The organism is Paenibacillus sp. J22R232, assembly GCF_056269165.1.
The window spans coordinates 405,651-421,248 of sequence record NZ_JBWDNK010000004.1 but is presented as its reverse complement, the minus strand read 5'-3'; the positions used below and the strand labels follow the sequence as shown (position 1 = coordinate 421,248).

Here is a 15,598-nt window from a genome sequence, read left to right as displayed (position 1 = left end):
AATAAAACCCCAGTATTATTCACTGGAGTTATCCTTTACATATTCAATTAATTCAGAAACGTCTTCGATTTTCAATACACTCATAATGCTATCCAGATTCTCTACGCTCCATCTCTTGCTTCGGTTCTCCATCATATCGTCAATGCTATTCCAACGTATTCCCGTCGCTTCACTGAGTTGCTTAGCATTCCATCGTTTTTCAAACATAATCTCACGTAGTTTCAATTTCAACATTTCAAATCGCCCCCTACCTCAATATACAACTTATAACGTTTATTATCAACAAATAAACAAAATTAATTTATCGTTAAACGTTGACACTCAACGTTAAACGATGTATAATAAGAATATAAGGAGGTGAAAACAAGATGGCCAAACAGAAAAAGAAGAAGCGTAAAGATGAACGAGCTTTGAACATCGCACTAATGACAGCAATCATTAGTCTGATAGGCTCGATCATCACCCTCATCGCCTCGTTAAGGTAATCAACACCGGAAGGGAGCCGCAAGGCTCCCGACCTACGGTGATGAAATACAAGGGGTGCTTCTTCTTTTCTTATCATAACATAAAGGGGCTGGAAATATGAAGATGAACGGTAAACTGTTAGCCGCTGTAATAATAAGTGTGGTCGCCCTTGTTATCGTACTGAATGCGCTTGTAATCACACTGTTAAAATAATTCAATCATAACTAACGTACGTCTGCTATTAGTGATTGGCGATTATAAACTAGGATGTGCAATTTGACAAATAACAAATTCCCAAGCGCTTGGGAAAATAGAAAAAGAGCCCACCAACCGCAAAGGGGTTAGTAGGCTCTTTTCTATTTTCCAGCTCTCAATGCCACTGCCAGCGTGCGCCAGCCTTCAACAGTAAATTTAGGATCGTGGATGATACTTCCTAGATCCACGTTTTTAAATTCCTTACCAAACCATGCCGGAGCTGGTACGAGCTGTTTTAATTCCGCAAGCTGTCTCCCTTGCTCTTGCACTGTTTTTTCTAGGCTTTCAAATGCCTTTCTCTCAGCTGCTGTCATTGGTTGATCCTCCTCTATTGTTGGCTGCAATTTCGCGGCGACCATTTGCTTAAATACCTTCCACCCAGACCATTTTCCAGCATCATACATTAGTCGCGGACATATCTTAGCCGACCAATCATAATGTCGCTTAAGTCGATCAACGCCCCATCCTCGTTTCTTAAGCATACTCGCTACCAACTCTGCCGCGTTTTCTAACGTTTTCGCATAATTTCCGCTTTCACAAATTTCAATTCCTATGGAGGTACGGTTTCCACTCTTGCTGCTGTTTCCGTCACCTGAGTGCCAAGCATGCTCAGATAACGGCAGACATTCGATAGCCACGCGCTCATCTACGACAATATGATAAGATGCCGTTCGGATGTTTGACGGGTTTGTTAACCATGCTCTTTCATTTTTAGCCGTGCTGCTAGGGTTGCCCGTGTTGTGGATCGTTATCGACGTAGCGGCCATTTGCACTGCTGGACGGCGGTTATTAGCCGTCCCTATCGGTATGTGGTCTATCGTGTAATTAACCAACCTTGTCCTCTCCTTCAGCGCTGCGTTTATTTGCTCGTTCCACCTTGGCTTTAAGCTCTGACTCGATGTGCGACATGACCGCCTTTGGAATCCAACTTCCCCAACCAGCCCGGTAGGCATTTGCGGTCAGCGACTGCCAAGTATGATAAATAATGCCGAGTGTAATCCCATAAAAAAATAGACCAGGCATAGCCATCATCGCATCAAGTAGATTGGCAATTGCAGGCATAACAAACAAAAACATTGTACGAGGTAATCCTTCTCGGATTCCGTACTGCGACGAGTACGTTTGATCCTTCCGCGCTGCCGCAATACCGGTTACCCAATCCATTACAATAACAACCATTAACAAAATAATAGGGATTAAACGACCATCCCCGTAAACCAGCGACACCCATGGAGCAATTAATGCACCAATTCCTGCCGCAATCGCCTTGCCCTCTGTCACATCAACAGTTAACCACTGCTTATACATTAGGTTCCATCCCCTCAGTCATCCTTCTGTTTGTATATAAAAAGGACCTGATTACTCAGGCCCTTGGGTTTGATGTTCGCTTATTAGTTGATTAGTTTTTGCATCTTCGATTGATTTACCGAGCCATAGCTCAATCTCCTTTAAAATATCCAGCTGCTTTGAACCGTGGAATATTGAAATCGCGATAATACATTCCTTAATCTCTTCGATTGGCTTATCTACATCAACTGTCAATTCGAGTTTCTTCTTAATCTCTGCCATTTAAAACATCTCCTTCAAATAAAATATCCCTCGATTTAATATCGAGGGATAGAAACAATCTTAACTGTTGTTGTTCATTTTTATTTCGATTTGACTGTTTATCTCATCAAGTTGTGACTGTGCATCTATGAGATTCGATTTAGCTTCTGCTAGAGTTGCTCTGTACATGTCAAGTCTTTCTTGACGAATTTTTCTCCCGTCCTCAGTGGTAGCTTCGGAAACAACTTTTTCTTGTTTAGGAATAAGATCGGTTTCAAAATTGTTAATGACCCGATTCAGATCCGTAATTTTTGTTTCTAATATAAGTTTATTGGTTTGGAGCGTTCCTAATCCGTCTCCCTTTGTTGTTATCGTTATCACACCCTTCTGGTACATAGCGGTAGAACCATATGATTCAACAATATCTTTGACCGGCGCATAACTTTTGCCATCGACTATAATTGCTTTACTCAGTTCCTTACTACCCATCAATACAACCGCTTCACCTTGTATCTTTTTTCCTATTTTCGATACTCCGTCAGCCATCGCTTGTCCACTCGCCATAACAATAGCTCCTACAACAAAACCTACTAATAAAGTTTTCGTCTTCACATTCCATCCCCCTTGGGCAACTTTACCAGCATTATAACATAACTCAGCAATTCACCGATTACTTAGGGATGTTTACGGTAGCTAAAATCTCTCCTGTTCTGCTATACATTTTAAGGTTTCTGGTTGTTGAATCGAATGCAAGATTATAGGCCGCTTCGTCTCTTAATGCAAAATTATTTAGATCATTCAAAGATGCCTTTCTATCCAGTTCCCACTTCAACGTATTTCCATCATCCATACTTCTCAATTGAGTCCAGTTAGTTAGATTTGTAAGTGAACTTAAATAAATGCCTCCACTTGCTTGAATTTCAAAATCACTATCAGCACGAATTGCCATGCCTCCAAGAGAGGCTATTCCATGACCAAACGCAAGAACTCTTCCTAAGTTTGTTATTTCGAACGCTGGTGATGATGCCCACATACTTAAAGGTATGAGCCTAGCGTAGCTCGTTGTAGACTGATAGACACCAAACACATTTCCAGTTGAATCCATCTCAATTCTTGGGTATACGCCTGCTGCTTTTGTTTGTATTTTCGCCCCGGTTAATGTGCCGCCTGTGATTGTTCCATAAGCCGAAATGTTTCCCGAGAACGATCCACTCGTCGCGTGAATCTCGCCTGCAATTGTTGCTCTGTTTGCAAGCAGCTCTCCGGCCATATTAACCCTGAACGGCGCACTCCCGAAAACTTGATGACCTAAATGGATACCGCTTTGATTTGCTTTGAAGACATTGTTTCCAATTCCGATTTCAATTTCCACGAAATTACCTAGCGTTCCTATGACCTTCGGCGCCATAATTCCTGCTGCGGTTATCGCCGCATCCGCAGACTGACCGCCGTCACGGGTAACGTACAACCCCTTAGAAGATATGACAACTTGGTCATTCGGAATCAATTTACTCCGAAGTACAATTCCTCGCTCATCATAAATGACTTCTGATTTGCTATTGTTAATATCATATACCGCTTGAGCTGCAAAGGTTTCGAATGCTGCCGTTCTTACCTTACCGCCACTAATGATGTTATCCACGATCTGCTTTGACTCGTTTAGATCCGCTAGAATATCGTCATAATCCCGCAGAAGGTAATTTGCCAACACCATATTCGGTTGTTTCGCTGGATTGAATAGCGGTTCCCTTAATTCGGTCACCCTCGCGGTTATGCCATTCACTTGCATTTCGGTATCGGTAATCTTTATCGTGTCGCCAAGAAACACTTCAGGCTCTTCGTAATCAATTCGGTGAAGATCTGCCAGGCTAACCGGTACATCAATAGCTGGTACCTCACGTTCTCGAAGGTTTCGACGTGCCGCCTTGAGCAACTCAATCGGGTCCTCGATCTCCTGATTAATATACTCCCCATCATAGTACGTGTTGGTTGTGTTGGACCAATAAGAGACATAAGGAGAAATCAAGTAGTTAACCTTAACTATTCCTCCTACAATCGCACCCGGTACCGCGTTTAACAGAGCGTATTCCTCGCTTGTTAGATTGGACGCGGCCATTCCGATAAATGTACGCCCGTCCTTCATTTCAGAAAACAATCGCGTTACAAGCGTGCTGGCGCTGTCTTTGAAGTTGATGTTGATGATATTTTTCTTCATCCTAGCTTCATATCCGCGATTCATACCGATCTGTTTTTTGATATGAATGACAAAGTTGTCCGGCTCGATCTCACAACCATAAGCATTGATCACTTTATTCAGAGCTTGCAGGCAATCCCCTCTACCGAAATCCTTGATATCCTTCAGGTCAAAAGCATCATCAACAGTGAAACTAAACTTCCCGCTTGTCGCGGCTGATATCGACGTAAGGAGCGTTGTGATATTAACGCCAAATGCTTCATCGATGTATGATGAATAAGGGAATTTGAAGTCAGCCAGCTTGAACATAACGTGAGTACAAACGTACTCTACCATGCGCTTAACGCCTTCCCGCTTCCGCGCTCGATCGTTAATCACATAATACTGACCCCGGTTATCTTTGATATGCCCTTTTATGGGGATTATGTTGTAATCCTCGCTCGACATAGGCAATAGAAAAGATAATTCATAGTCACTGTTGATACGCCGGCGCCGCTCAATCTCTGTAGCATCCGCTACAGCACCTAAGTGGTTAAGGTTTTTGTCATACAAGGCTAGTCTCTTCAAGCCATCACCTCAATATAGATATTTATCCCTGAATGTTAACCTCATTTGTACTGAACGGCCGATTGCAGGGTCTGTAAAGGTGAGGTTATTCTTTTCTGGATGTAATTCAAAAAAGTCACCGTTATAACCAGTAATGACTCCGTTTTTCGTCACTTTTAGCTTTTGGACATCAATCACTATCCGATCACCTGGCGCAAAGGCTCCGGCGATCTCGATGTATTCCACATGGTAACGACTGCCCGCCGCAACCATTTCAGACATTGCAGACATAAGCGCACCACCACTAAGCATGCGGCGAATGAAGGAAGACTCCATTTCTGTAATTGTATTTAATTCAACTGCTCCAGTAATGGCCCTTAAAAAAGACGCCTCCATTTGGGATAGCGTCTCCATAGTGGTATTTGCTTTTACCTCTCGTAACATACTTACCGACATTTCAGTCGATGCTTCCATAACCGAGCGTCCATAAACGTTAATTGATATCGAGCGGTTGAAAGGAAGGCGGTTAAATGATCCTCCAAACATATGGCTTCCTCCTACTCATATTCGCCGCCAGATATTTCTTTAAACTGCTCCGGAGTAATCCAGCCTTTAACCGATACCGCCCTTCGGAGCGTCGCCTCATCCATTTTCTGAGCATCCCACAGCCGTTTAATTGTTTCAAACACCGACACCACCTCCTAGCGCATCAAGTACTAGTGCATCAATTACAGCTTGTTGGGCAGCTAACTGTTCTTCCAATTGATCGATTCGTAATTGTTCCGCTGTCTTCGGAGGTGGTGCATTTTCCTGTTCAATTTCCGCAGGTGTCTTATCACGTTGCACAACGTCTTGCAGCTCGCCATCAACGACAGTAAGTGTAAAATACGGGTGTAACTCTCGTATTTTGTGGTAAAGCTCCGCACCTGCCTCGGTTCCATCATCCACGATGTAATAAGGTATTTCTGAATTAGGATACGACCCTTCATAAAGCCAGTCACCTACCTCGTAGGTATTTATGCCGTCATCAAACAGCAGCAGCCTCTTCAACACCAGTTTCGGCGGTTCGGCCTGCGACTGCTCTGTTTCCGTTGGTTCCAATTCTTCTGTTCCGCTCATTTCACCCCTCCTTATCTAAACGCGATGTAATTATATATGTGTCCGCTAATATTAGCTTGGATCGTAAGTGAAACACCGTTCGTTACTATTTCAATCGTAACCTCAGTGACATTACGTACGGAGCTTCCCGTAACGGCTAGTCCACTATCATTTGATGAATAACTGATGGTGCCCCCGTTGTTTGACTTCATTAACATGACAGCAGACGGTGTAAATGGTAATGAAATAACGCGCGGCGATGCACCATTTCCCGTATATGTTCCGAATACAGGGCCGGTAGCAAGTGAGATCCATGCGCCCCATACGCCATTAACACATGTCCGCGTCGAGACATATCCCGTTCCCGCCGAAATTGGATACGCCGTTTGCGTGAGATACGTCTTGATATCCTGACCGTCATTAAACACATCAATGTACCATCCGTTACTCCCCGCTGGAAGATTCGTACCCGTCCAAACGTAATACTTCCCATTAGTTTTTAACGTGTTCAAATCCGTGCCGGAAAGCGACGTCGTGGTACCCGAAACGGAATGCCACGCGCTCCACGCCCCCGATACCATCCTGCGAGAGAATACCGCCTCTGTATTGAGTTGATAGGCAATTTGAAACATATTAGACGCATCATAACGGTGTACATCATAATAAAAACCCACTCCGGTGAGAGGGGCATTCGCACCATTGAAAATGTAATATTTCCCGTTTGTTGTGAGCGTATTGGCGCTCGTCGCGTCCGCCATCGTCTGTGTATTGATATTGTTCTTCACAAATCCGGTTGAGGCAGCTTGCGTTGTACTCGTTGACGTTGCAGCCGTTGGTACTGTTGGCGTGCCTGTAAGAGCAGGTGATGCAAGCGGTGCTTTTAAATCCAAATCAGTAATAATCGTTGATATGGTTTTTGAAGGTGGTGTATACCAGTTTGCTGTTCCAGTAATCCTTTTGATCATATTAGCCAATTTACTCCACAAACGAGTTGGTGTATCGGCAGCGGCGGCAGCAACTACAGTATCATCAATAGTGCGGTTGCCAATTACGGTATCTGTTGCGCTATTTGTTCCACCCGCACCGGCGGCAATTCCATCAAGTTTCACTTTATCTGGAGCATCCAAAAAGCCAGCTTCCGTTATAGTTGCTACACCGTGAGCTGTTCCGCGAGATCCGATATGTGCGTTAAGATCATAACGGGTGTTCAAGGCATATGCCTCATCCAGCAGAAGCTTCCAATCCTGCACGCCGTTTTGTATTTTGAGATCTGCAATGTCTTGTATATTTTTAGACACAGCGCCACCTAGTGTGGATTGGTACGTGACTGTCGTATCTATCACGTTTGATGAATAGAGGTACTTGTCCAATACTTGATAGGTTACGGTGTACTCAGCGGTAGGATCGTAATCCGTTGACATACATTCCGCTATTTGATTTCCGTTTCCATTAGACGAATTAGAGGACAACACCCATTTCTTATCCTCAATACCATTTCTATAAATTTTAAAAATATTATTTGTTTTATACTTTAGCGGGCTGTCTGTAGCTGAGCCAATTACGCCCATTTCATTAATGTAATACCTTAACGGATTTGCTCCGATTGCAAATGCAGGCATTATCTTTTCTCGCACGACAACGCCATCAATCAGTTCCAACTGGTTCCCACCAGCTTGTAAAGCGATGGCTCCGTTATCACCGATATAAGGCTCCTCGAATCCTTGAGCTAGCATATAATCCATCGTAGCCCAAGCCGTCCAACCTGGAGCCTTATTTGCAGCGCAGTAAGCTTCCGTGTTGGTAGCAGGCGCAGCTCCTGTCAAAATCGAAATCCAACTGGTATATGCTGTTCCGTTGTTTGCTGTTGCTTTCCAGCCATTCATCGCCGCTTTTATTGTGTTAACTGATGGACTAACTGCATCGACCCAACCCGTATCCGCATTAAATAAAGAGATGTAGAAATCGTTTCCCGTCAGATGATGCCACCAGCTTATGCTGATAACATCGCCAGTACTTGATGTACCACCTAAACGAACGATTCTGCCATCAAACAACCTGCAATATGGAACATTCGAAACCCCTCGGAGTCGATCCCCAAAATATCCCCCTGAAGAGGCAAGTCCAATTGCTTTAAAACCTGTTCCTGTTCCTGACGCTGTCCATGGATATGATCCGTCAAGTAAAACGCCGGTTTTCCAACGTCTGAAGATATTTCCCGTAACGCTATCGTATGCATCTACGATTGTCCGTTCCATATTAGCTACGAGGGATGGAAAATTGACGTAATCATCCATTTGTGGCTCGAACGCAGTTTTCACTGTGCCCACTTCAAGCATGATATCTTTAAATGTGAATGATCCGGCTGCTTGCGGTTCTAAAGCGAAAGTTGTATAGCCACTCTGAGCCGTAAATACCTTTTCTCCCACGGCACTGCTAAACAATTGAATACCGGTCGTTCCGATGCCGTCCCAAGCTTTAATTCTATGATTTGCATCTGCCCCTAAGCTAGCCGAGAATACATAGGACTGCCCTGTTATCGTAGGGACAGTGATTGTATTTCGCTGTCCTGTACCTGTCGCGGTCATCGTTAATTCATAAGGTGATACTACCGAAGCCAAAGCATTTAGATTCCATTTCATAAGTGGTGAGAAAAGATTCTTACTACTCTTTCGAATAGTCGTGCCTTGCAAGTGCTGTACGCTATCAACGTAAGAATACTTATCTGCGAGCTTTTCACCTGTATATTCTGGATCAATATCAATCTTGGCATAATCCGATGCTGTTACTTCGTAAATTCGCACGCCGTCGAATTGTACCCAGCCTGCCACACCTATACTATTGAAATTCATAAGCTTAAGATTTCCTACCGCTGATGCCGTTACTTGTTGCCACTTTTTATAAATGGTTTTGTTAGTGGTTGTAATGACGTTACCTAAGTTTGCGCTCCCATTGTTCATTAACAGTACCGCTTGTGATCCGTCTGTAACTACATCAACCAGCGCAAGGTAATATTTATTTGCATCGAAAGATAGGTTGACACTTTTAATTTCTCTTATCGTGCTTGTGTCACTAATGTTTGCTGTAATCTTCTGTGCTTTATTACCATATTTAACGTTTGTCGTTTCTAGCGAAGCTGTGGCACCATTTAGAGTTGCTTCAAAGCCATTGGCCACCCCATCTCCATTGTTATCAAATTCGAAGTTTCCTATTTTACCTAATAAATTAACAAGCGTACGGCCTTGCACATTAAACTCTGCTTGTGTTGCTTGGGATGTATTAAGTAAGTTAAGTCCTCGCTTTAATACGGCTTGAATAGATGCAGCTTCGGATAGCATCGTGTTTAACGTATCGATGTTTTGCCTTGCAGAATCCCAATCTGCCGCCGTAAACATTCGAGCAACCTTTGCTCCTGAAGTCCAGCTCCTCGCTGTCGTCCCGTTATATCCTCGTGTAACTCCCGTTAGAGTATTACCAGACTTACCAGTATAAAGAATTGTCTCAGCAGTCTCGTCGGTCCCTATAACCGCAATGTTCGGCGCGTCAGGAAGAATGGTTGCCGCTACGCTTTGTAATGGAATGGTTGTAACCGTAGCATTGATACCAGCTGACAGCTCCGTTTGATAGCTGTTTGCTATACCTGGATACATAGGTAGTAGGTTCGTCATGTGTTGCTCCCCCTTTCTATTGCGCGTACCGAATCAATATTTTGTTTGCCTCTGCAATGAAGCGATCATTCGTTTGAATTGTTCTTGCATCGATCTCAGCAAAATGCAGAAGATTCCCACCTGTAAGAGCATCTACCACACCAACATGCGTGACCAATCCCCAATTGGCTGTTGCTACAGGAAAGGGAGCATCTGCGGTTAATTTAACGGCCATCTTCCCCCCGTCTAAAGCAGCTGCGGATAGCGTAATGATTTGCCTTGCATAGGCTCCACCAGCTACCTCTGACCCTGTATTTGCTGCTGTGGGACTCGAAGTATACAGCGCTAAATAGATTGCGGCCGGTGGGGTAAAGCTAATGCCACGCAACGCATTCAGATTTCGAGCCGCTTGATAATTTGATATGGCCATGTCTTCCCATCTCCTATTCGAGTTTGTATTCGTTTTTAATCATGATTCCGTTTATCGTGTTGCTGCCCATGTTCGTCAAAACAAAAATCGGACTAGCGCTAAGATCGCCGTCCGATTCAATAGTTATGGTTTGAGGCGATTGTGTCAGCACAAGCTCCTCTATCTTTTCTTGATCACTCTCCGAAAAGGGGTTATGCATTTTGAGCGGTAGCTGAAACATGCCGTCAAAAATGATCTTTTCTATAGACAGCGTACCCGCATAGCGTGCGCGGTACCTTTTACCAGGCAAATCACTGTACGTAATGGTGCGATCGCCGCGTTTTGCATCAAATACGCGAGCAATCTCTCTGACTTTCGCTTGGTAATCCGTTGTAGGATCGTTAGCCATTAAGACGCATTCATGACTAATCACTCTTGGCCCGTATTCGGAACCAAAATCAACTTCACCATCTCTGCCCGCGATTTGCACGGTATAATCTCTTGTCTCCGGCAGCGGAGGTATGTCTCTTCTCTTTATACCGATGCCAAGCGATGACCATGGGATACCGTCGATGTAAGCTTCAATCATCTTGATTTCCCTCCTCGTGACTGGAACCGCCGCACTACGTTATCTCGCTCCGACCAATACGTTTTAGCTGTAGATGAATCGTCAATATTAACATCTCCCGTATGAGATACGATGTATTGATTGTTATTAACGATAGATTCCGACGAACCGGATGCCATCGGCATGCTGAAGCTTGGCATTTTAAAGGATAAATTAGGAATAGCATAGTTCAGTAATTTAAAGAGGTTACCTTGCTGCCGATCGTTTAAAATCAGTTCTTCAGCATGAGCAATAACAGGGACTGCCTGACCACGTACACCCTTTACTTTCCCGCCCTCGGAAAAGTGCTGAATCTTACCCGTATCCTGCTTGATGTTATATTGATCTCGGATCTCGTTGTTACGGGCCGCAAGGCTTGCCATCTTGCTTTTATCTCCACTCGCCTTTGCAGCATCCCACAAGTCCTTATTGTTGTTATATTCTTGCAAGTCCCGCTCTTCTTGCGTCATCGATAAGCCGTTTATCTTACTCATTTTGGATTGATAAGCGAGAATAAATGCATCAAGCTGCGCCAGGATCTCTGCATTCTTCTCGGATTCTTTAAGCACTTGTATTTGCTTCAGTGTATCAGCCTGCTTTACCGCTTCATCCGAAAAATCATTAAACGCTTGAGTCAGTGCATCATAATGCAATTCCAATGTTTTGATCTGATCTTCATAAGCGGAAACTTTAAGCTCTTTCTCTTCCTCCAGCTTCTTCTTTTCAGCCTCTAGGCTGCGAATCGTAAGCTCTCGACTATGGTCAAGCTCCATTTTCTCTATTTCTTTTATGAGCTCCTGGCGCTCTTTGATTCCTTCAGGACCCACCGCCGATTGAAGAAGGGCTAACCTTGCTCGTTTCTCAGCTAATTGTTTTTCATAGTCGTCGTCCGCGTTCTGCTCACGCATTGCCGCGATTAGAACATCGATCGCTTTGATCTTAGCGTCCTGAGCTGCAATGAAAGCATCCTTTTCATCGTTAATACGTTTAATCGTATCGTTTTTGGCTTTATCAAGCGCCTTCTGCTGGACTGCAACAAGCTTTGTCGTATCTGTGGTCTCTTTTTCAATCAGTTGCTTCTTGAGCGCATATACCTGCTCATCAGCGCGTCTTCGTTCTTCCGTACCCTTTAGGTATCGCGCCTGCATGCGTTCCCACGCTTTCAACTCTTCCTCCAGCGACATACGGCCCATAGCTTTCTCATGCGATATAAAGGATTCGGATAATGTCATGGTCTCGCGCATGGCCGCTTTCCTAGCAGCAAAGACCTGCTCGTCCAGACTCCTACGAATCTCCGAACCTACTTTATACTTCCCTTGCAATCGCTCCAGCCATAACAGTTCCTCTTTAGCCGAGACATCGCGGATTCCCTTTTGATGTGAGATCCAATTCGTTGACGCATTAAAAGCATCTTGCTCTAACTTCTTTGCATCTTCAATCAACTGCTTTTTGAGCGCGTATACTTTCTCATCGGCAGCCATACGTTGTTCAGAACCCTTCACGTATTGCGATTGTACCCGCTCCCAAGCCGACAACTCCTCTTTAGTTGAGAGCCTTCCCATCGCTTTTTGATGCTCAATCCACTTTTGCGAAGCGGCAAATGCCTTTGCAAGTGGATCTTCTTCTTTTTTGCTGCTGTCTTTCACTTTTTCAGACTGTACGCCATAGCTAGGATCGGCATTCAGTTTGCTGAATCTTTCACGGATTGATACGATCTTTGCTAAATGATTGACGCTTTCCGGCACATAAAGCGAATGAACACCGATTCCTTTTGTCATTTGATCCATGACAGATTGCGCTTCAGCTAGGCTCCCAATCGAATCTAACTCTAAACCATAGTACTCAAGCCGCTTCTCAAGCTCCGCGTACATCGATGCAGTAATTCCCGCCTGCGTGAACCTGGACGTCTCCAGCAACTCTAATTTCGATTGCCGAAGTGATTTTACGGCGCCTTCTTCAAATGCCCATCCGTCTGCTGTCTTGTAAATACTATCAGCTAGCTGTGGATACTGATTAATTAGCTCCTCCGCTGCTTCAGCGTTCAATGACTGTCCTTTAGCTAAATCAGCAGATAGTTGATTTAAGTCCGCGACACTGCCTCTGACGTTATCGATTTCCTTCTGCAGGTTATCTAGTGCATCCCCAACATCAACAATGGCATCTTCGCTTGCCTCCGTCTCGTTAGCCGATTCCGTCATGGCTAACCTAAAATCATCCGTTGCATCAGCAGTGTTACTTAGCTTGCCATCCAAAACATCAAGCGACTGCTGACCGTTCTTGATTTTTTCATCAAGCACGCCGATTTGTTCGCTCAACTCGACAATTTCTTTCGCTATTGCGGGACTAATTTTATTACCGTTGATGATTTTACCCGTGATGTCCGCGACCTGACCGGCTAAAGAGCTTGCTAACTCCTTATTTCCACTCTTTTGCGCATCCATATAAGCGACAAGAACATCCAAGTCTGTTTTCAATCGATCTCTGGCATTAGTGGATTTCCTTAATTCCTCGGCTTCCACCATACGAAGCGCCTCAGCGTACTCCTTACCAAAGGATTTCACTTTCTCCAAATTCAGTTCAATGGCTTTCCCGTTCTCGTCCCATTTCGAAATCATATCCGGCATGACCTTACTCATCCGTTCAATGACGCTCGTCAGCTCCGCTTTCGCTGTCGTTATTTCTTTGTCTGAACGGGTGGTGTCATCAATAACGGCTTTAAGCTCTTTATACTTTTCAGATAAGGCATACGCGTCCCGCTCTGCTTGCTTCGTGCTGTCCACGGCCTGATTCTGAGCACCAGTATACCCGCTCCATGCTAACGTAGCCGCACCTATTAACGTTGTAACGAGCGCAATTTGCGCCATGATAGGCGCCATTCTAAAGGCGTTCAATGATGCAGTTGCTATATTTGTTGCCGCGGACATGCCGAGCATCGCTCTCGCGCTAGTCGCAATCCCTGTGACCAGCGAAACAATAGATTGTCCCGTGAGGAGGCGCATGCCTGTATTTAAGGTCATAATACCAGCTCCGAGCAACATAACGGAGGTCAGCGTGTTGCGTATAGGATCTGGAATGGAATTGAACCCGTCAACCAACAATTTGGTTGTATCCACGATGCCTTTCAATGCAGACAACAAGCCGCTGTCACCGATAGAAATGATAAGTTGATCCCAGGTTGCTTTAAGCTGCTGCGATTTCTTCTCTAGCGTCTCCATCGCGAGCGCGTTTTCCCTTTGAGCAGAACCGAAAGAGTTTTCAGCCGTTTCGGCGACTTCCAGCACCTTACCGTAATTATCCATCAGTGCGATGAACTTAGATGCTTGATCTCCACGGGCAATGGCTTGTGTGATTTCATGACGCTGCGCATCCGCTAACCCATCCCACTTGCCTGCTACCCGGCTTAGGATTTCACTGAACGGCATCATTTCGCCGTTTGCCTTCTTAATTAGGCCAACATATTTTTCAAGTTTATCGATCGCGATATCGCGGCTTGAAAATGAAATAAATGACTTGATCGCATTACCAGCATTCGCGCCGCTAAAGCCTGCTTGATTAAGTACGGTAAGGTAACCAATTAATTCATTAAGCGGTACCTTTGCATTTTTAGCAGCAGCACCTACCCGGTTCATACCCTCAAGTATCTTTTTAGAGGTTGTCGGGTAGTTGTTCGATACTTCATTGATACGATCCAGCAATCTTGCCGAGTCCTCGGCCGCTAATCCATAGTTGAGTACCGCCCCGGTCATCAACTCCTGCGCTTGAGCAGCGCTCTGGAAGGATTGCTCAACATTCTTTGCCATGAGAGCAGTCGTTGCTAAAGCTTCCGTTTCGCGCTCATTAAAACCACTTTGTGCGATAAGCGTATAAACGCTGGCAGCTTCATTAAGGGCATACCCATATTCCTTTGCAGATTCGATCATGGATTCCTTTACAAAAACCACGTCAGCGGTATCACCCATTACCCGCTTCACGTTAACGAGCTCGTACTCAAAATCCTTCAAGACGCTAATTGCTTCACGAGCCCCACGGATAACTGCTGAATACATCGCTTCCGATAACACATATTGCGACGATCGATTCAACACCCCTTGGCTATTTAGTCGCCTGAGCTGCTCCGCTTGTTGCACTTCTTGTCTAGCGATTTCCCGACGCACGCGCTGTTCATATTGCAGTGTACGTTCGCGTTCCCTTGACAACCGCTGTACAGTCTGTTGCTCCTCAATTCCAAGCTGCCGTCGCATGCGGTGCTCTGCTTGCAGCACGCGTTCCCTTGTGGCGTCATCCGTCCCTGATGCTCTAGCAGCGGTTGAGCCCGTTGATGTAACTCGATTTTGCAAAGCCTGCATGCGTTTTTGATGCTGCTGTTCCTGCTGCTCAATAGCATCATTGCGTCTTTTCACAATCGCCTGCTGCGCTTTAAGCTTTTCCTCGACAATTTGATTCGTTTTATTGAGTGCCGCTGTCTTCGCTTGCAGTAATTCGGTTTGTGCCTTACGCTGCGCGACAAGCGCATTCGACTCCGCTAAGATTTTCTTGCGGCGCTCATCCGCGCTCATGGCTACCTTATCAGCAGCCTTTGCCATAGATGCATAGCTTTTTTCGGTTTGCGCCAGCTCCGTGTTCAATACCTTAAATGATTCCGTGTTCTTTCTTGCGCCGCCGTCGATTACTTTAAACGCTGGTGTCATTTTCGTGATGTCTAAATTAAGCCTGGCGCCAACAACGTCTTTGTTCAATGCTTCCATTCTCTCACCATCCTTTCGCTTTCCGTTTAGCTCGAATGAGCACACTAAACGATAGCGTGCTCATTCGAGCTAAGGAACTCATCCCTT

At 44.9% G+C, this 15,598-nt stretch carries 13 protein-coding genes; all 13 read right to left on the bottom strand.

The annotated features are described in order from the left end of the window. Positions 1-15 precede the first annotated feature (15 nt). Complete coding sequence (locus tag AC0YN3_RS15745; protein WP_475775973.1) at positions 16-234, bottom strand: helix-turn-helix domain-containing protein; 219 nt, start codon at positions 232-234, stop codon at positions 16-18. A gap of 587 nt (positions 235-821) precedes the next feature. Beyond that, positions 822-1,553 carry a peptidoglycan recognition protein family protein gene (locus tag AC0YN3_RS15740; protein ID WP_475775972.1) on the bottom strand — a complete coding sequence of 244 codons (732 nt, stop codon included), beginning with the start codon at positions 1,551-1,553 and terminating at the stop codon, positions 822-824. Beyond that, entirely contained in the window at positions 1,546-2,028 is a 483-nt protein-coding gene (locus AC0YN3_RS15735; protein WP_475775971.1) for a phage holin family protein, read from the bottom strand. The genes AC0YN3_RS15740 and AC0YN3_RS15735 overlap by 8 nt, the downstream gene beginning before the upstream one ends. A 51-nt stretch (positions 2,029-2,079) precedes the next feature. Beyond that, entirely contained in the window at positions 2,080-2,289 is a 210-nt protein-coding gene (locus AC0YN3_RS15730) for a hypothetical protein (RefSeq protein WP_475775970.1), read from the bottom strand. A 60-nt stretch (positions 2,290-2,349) separates the two neighbouring features. After that, positions 2,350-2,880, bottom strand: coding sequence for a hypothetical protein (locus tag AC0YN3_RS15725; RefSeq protein WP_475775969.1), 531 nt, complete (start codon positions 2,878-2,880; stop codon positions 2,350-2,352). A 58-nt stretch (positions 2,881-2,938) separates the two neighbouring features. Continuing rightward, positions 2,939-5,014, bottom strand: a complete 2,076-nt coding sequence (locus AC0YN3_RS15720; RefSeq protein ID WP_475775968.1) for a phage tail spike protein — start codon at positions 5,012-5,014, stop codon at positions 2,939-2,941. Positions 5,015-5,038: 24 nt separating this feature from the next. Beyond that, positions 5,039-5,554, bottom strand: coding sequence for a phage distal tail protein (locus tag AC0YN3_RS15715; RefSeq protein WP_475775967.1), 516 nt, complete (start codon positions 5,552-5,554; stop codon positions 5,039-5,041). An 11-nt stretch (positions 5,555-5,565) separates the two neighbouring features. Then, positions 5,566-5,697, bottom strand: a complete 132-nt coding sequence (locus tag AC0YN3_RS15710) for an XkdX family protein (protein WP_475775966.1) — start codon at positions 5,695-5,697, stop codon at positions 5,566-5,568. Next, on the bottom strand, positions 5,690-6,127 hold the full coding sequence (locus AC0YN3_RS15705) for a hypothetical protein (protein WP_475775965.1): 438 nt from the start codon (positions 6,125-6,127) through the stop codon (positions 5,690-5,692). The genes AC0YN3_RS15710 and AC0YN3_RS15705 overlap by 8 nt, the downstream gene beginning before the upstream one ends. A gap of 11 nt (positions 6,128-6,138) precedes the next feature. Further along, positions 6,139-9,771 carry a pyocin knob domain-containing protein gene (locus AC0YN3_RS15700; RefSeq protein WP_475775964.1) on the bottom strand — a complete coding sequence of 1,211 codons (3,633 nt, stop codon included), beginning with the start codon at positions 9,769-9,771 and terminating at the stop codon, positions 6,139-6,141. 16 nt (positions 9,772-9,787) lie between these two features. Then, positions 9,788-10,180, bottom strand: coding sequence for a phage tail fiber protein (locus tag AC0YN3_RS15695; protein WP_475775963.1), 393 nt, complete (start codon positions 10,178-10,180; stop codon positions 9,788-9,790). A gap of 13 nt (positions 10,181-10,193) precedes the next feature. Beyond that, on the bottom strand, positions 10,194-10,748 hold the full coding sequence (locus tag AC0YN3_RS15690; protein WP_475775962.1) for a phage tail domain-containing protein: 555 nt from the start codon (positions 10,746-10,748) through the stop codon (positions 10,194-10,196). Then, positions 10,745-15,511: a phage tail tape measure protein gene (locus tag AC0YN3_RS15685; protein WP_475775961.1), complete on the bottom strand. Its 4,767-nt coding sequence runs from the start codon at positions 15,509-15,511 to the stop codon at positions 10,745-10,747. Before AC0YN3_RS15685 ends, AC0YN3_RS15690 begins: the two co-directional genes overlap by 4 nt. Between the last annotated feature and the right edge of the window lie 87 nt (positions 15,512-15,598).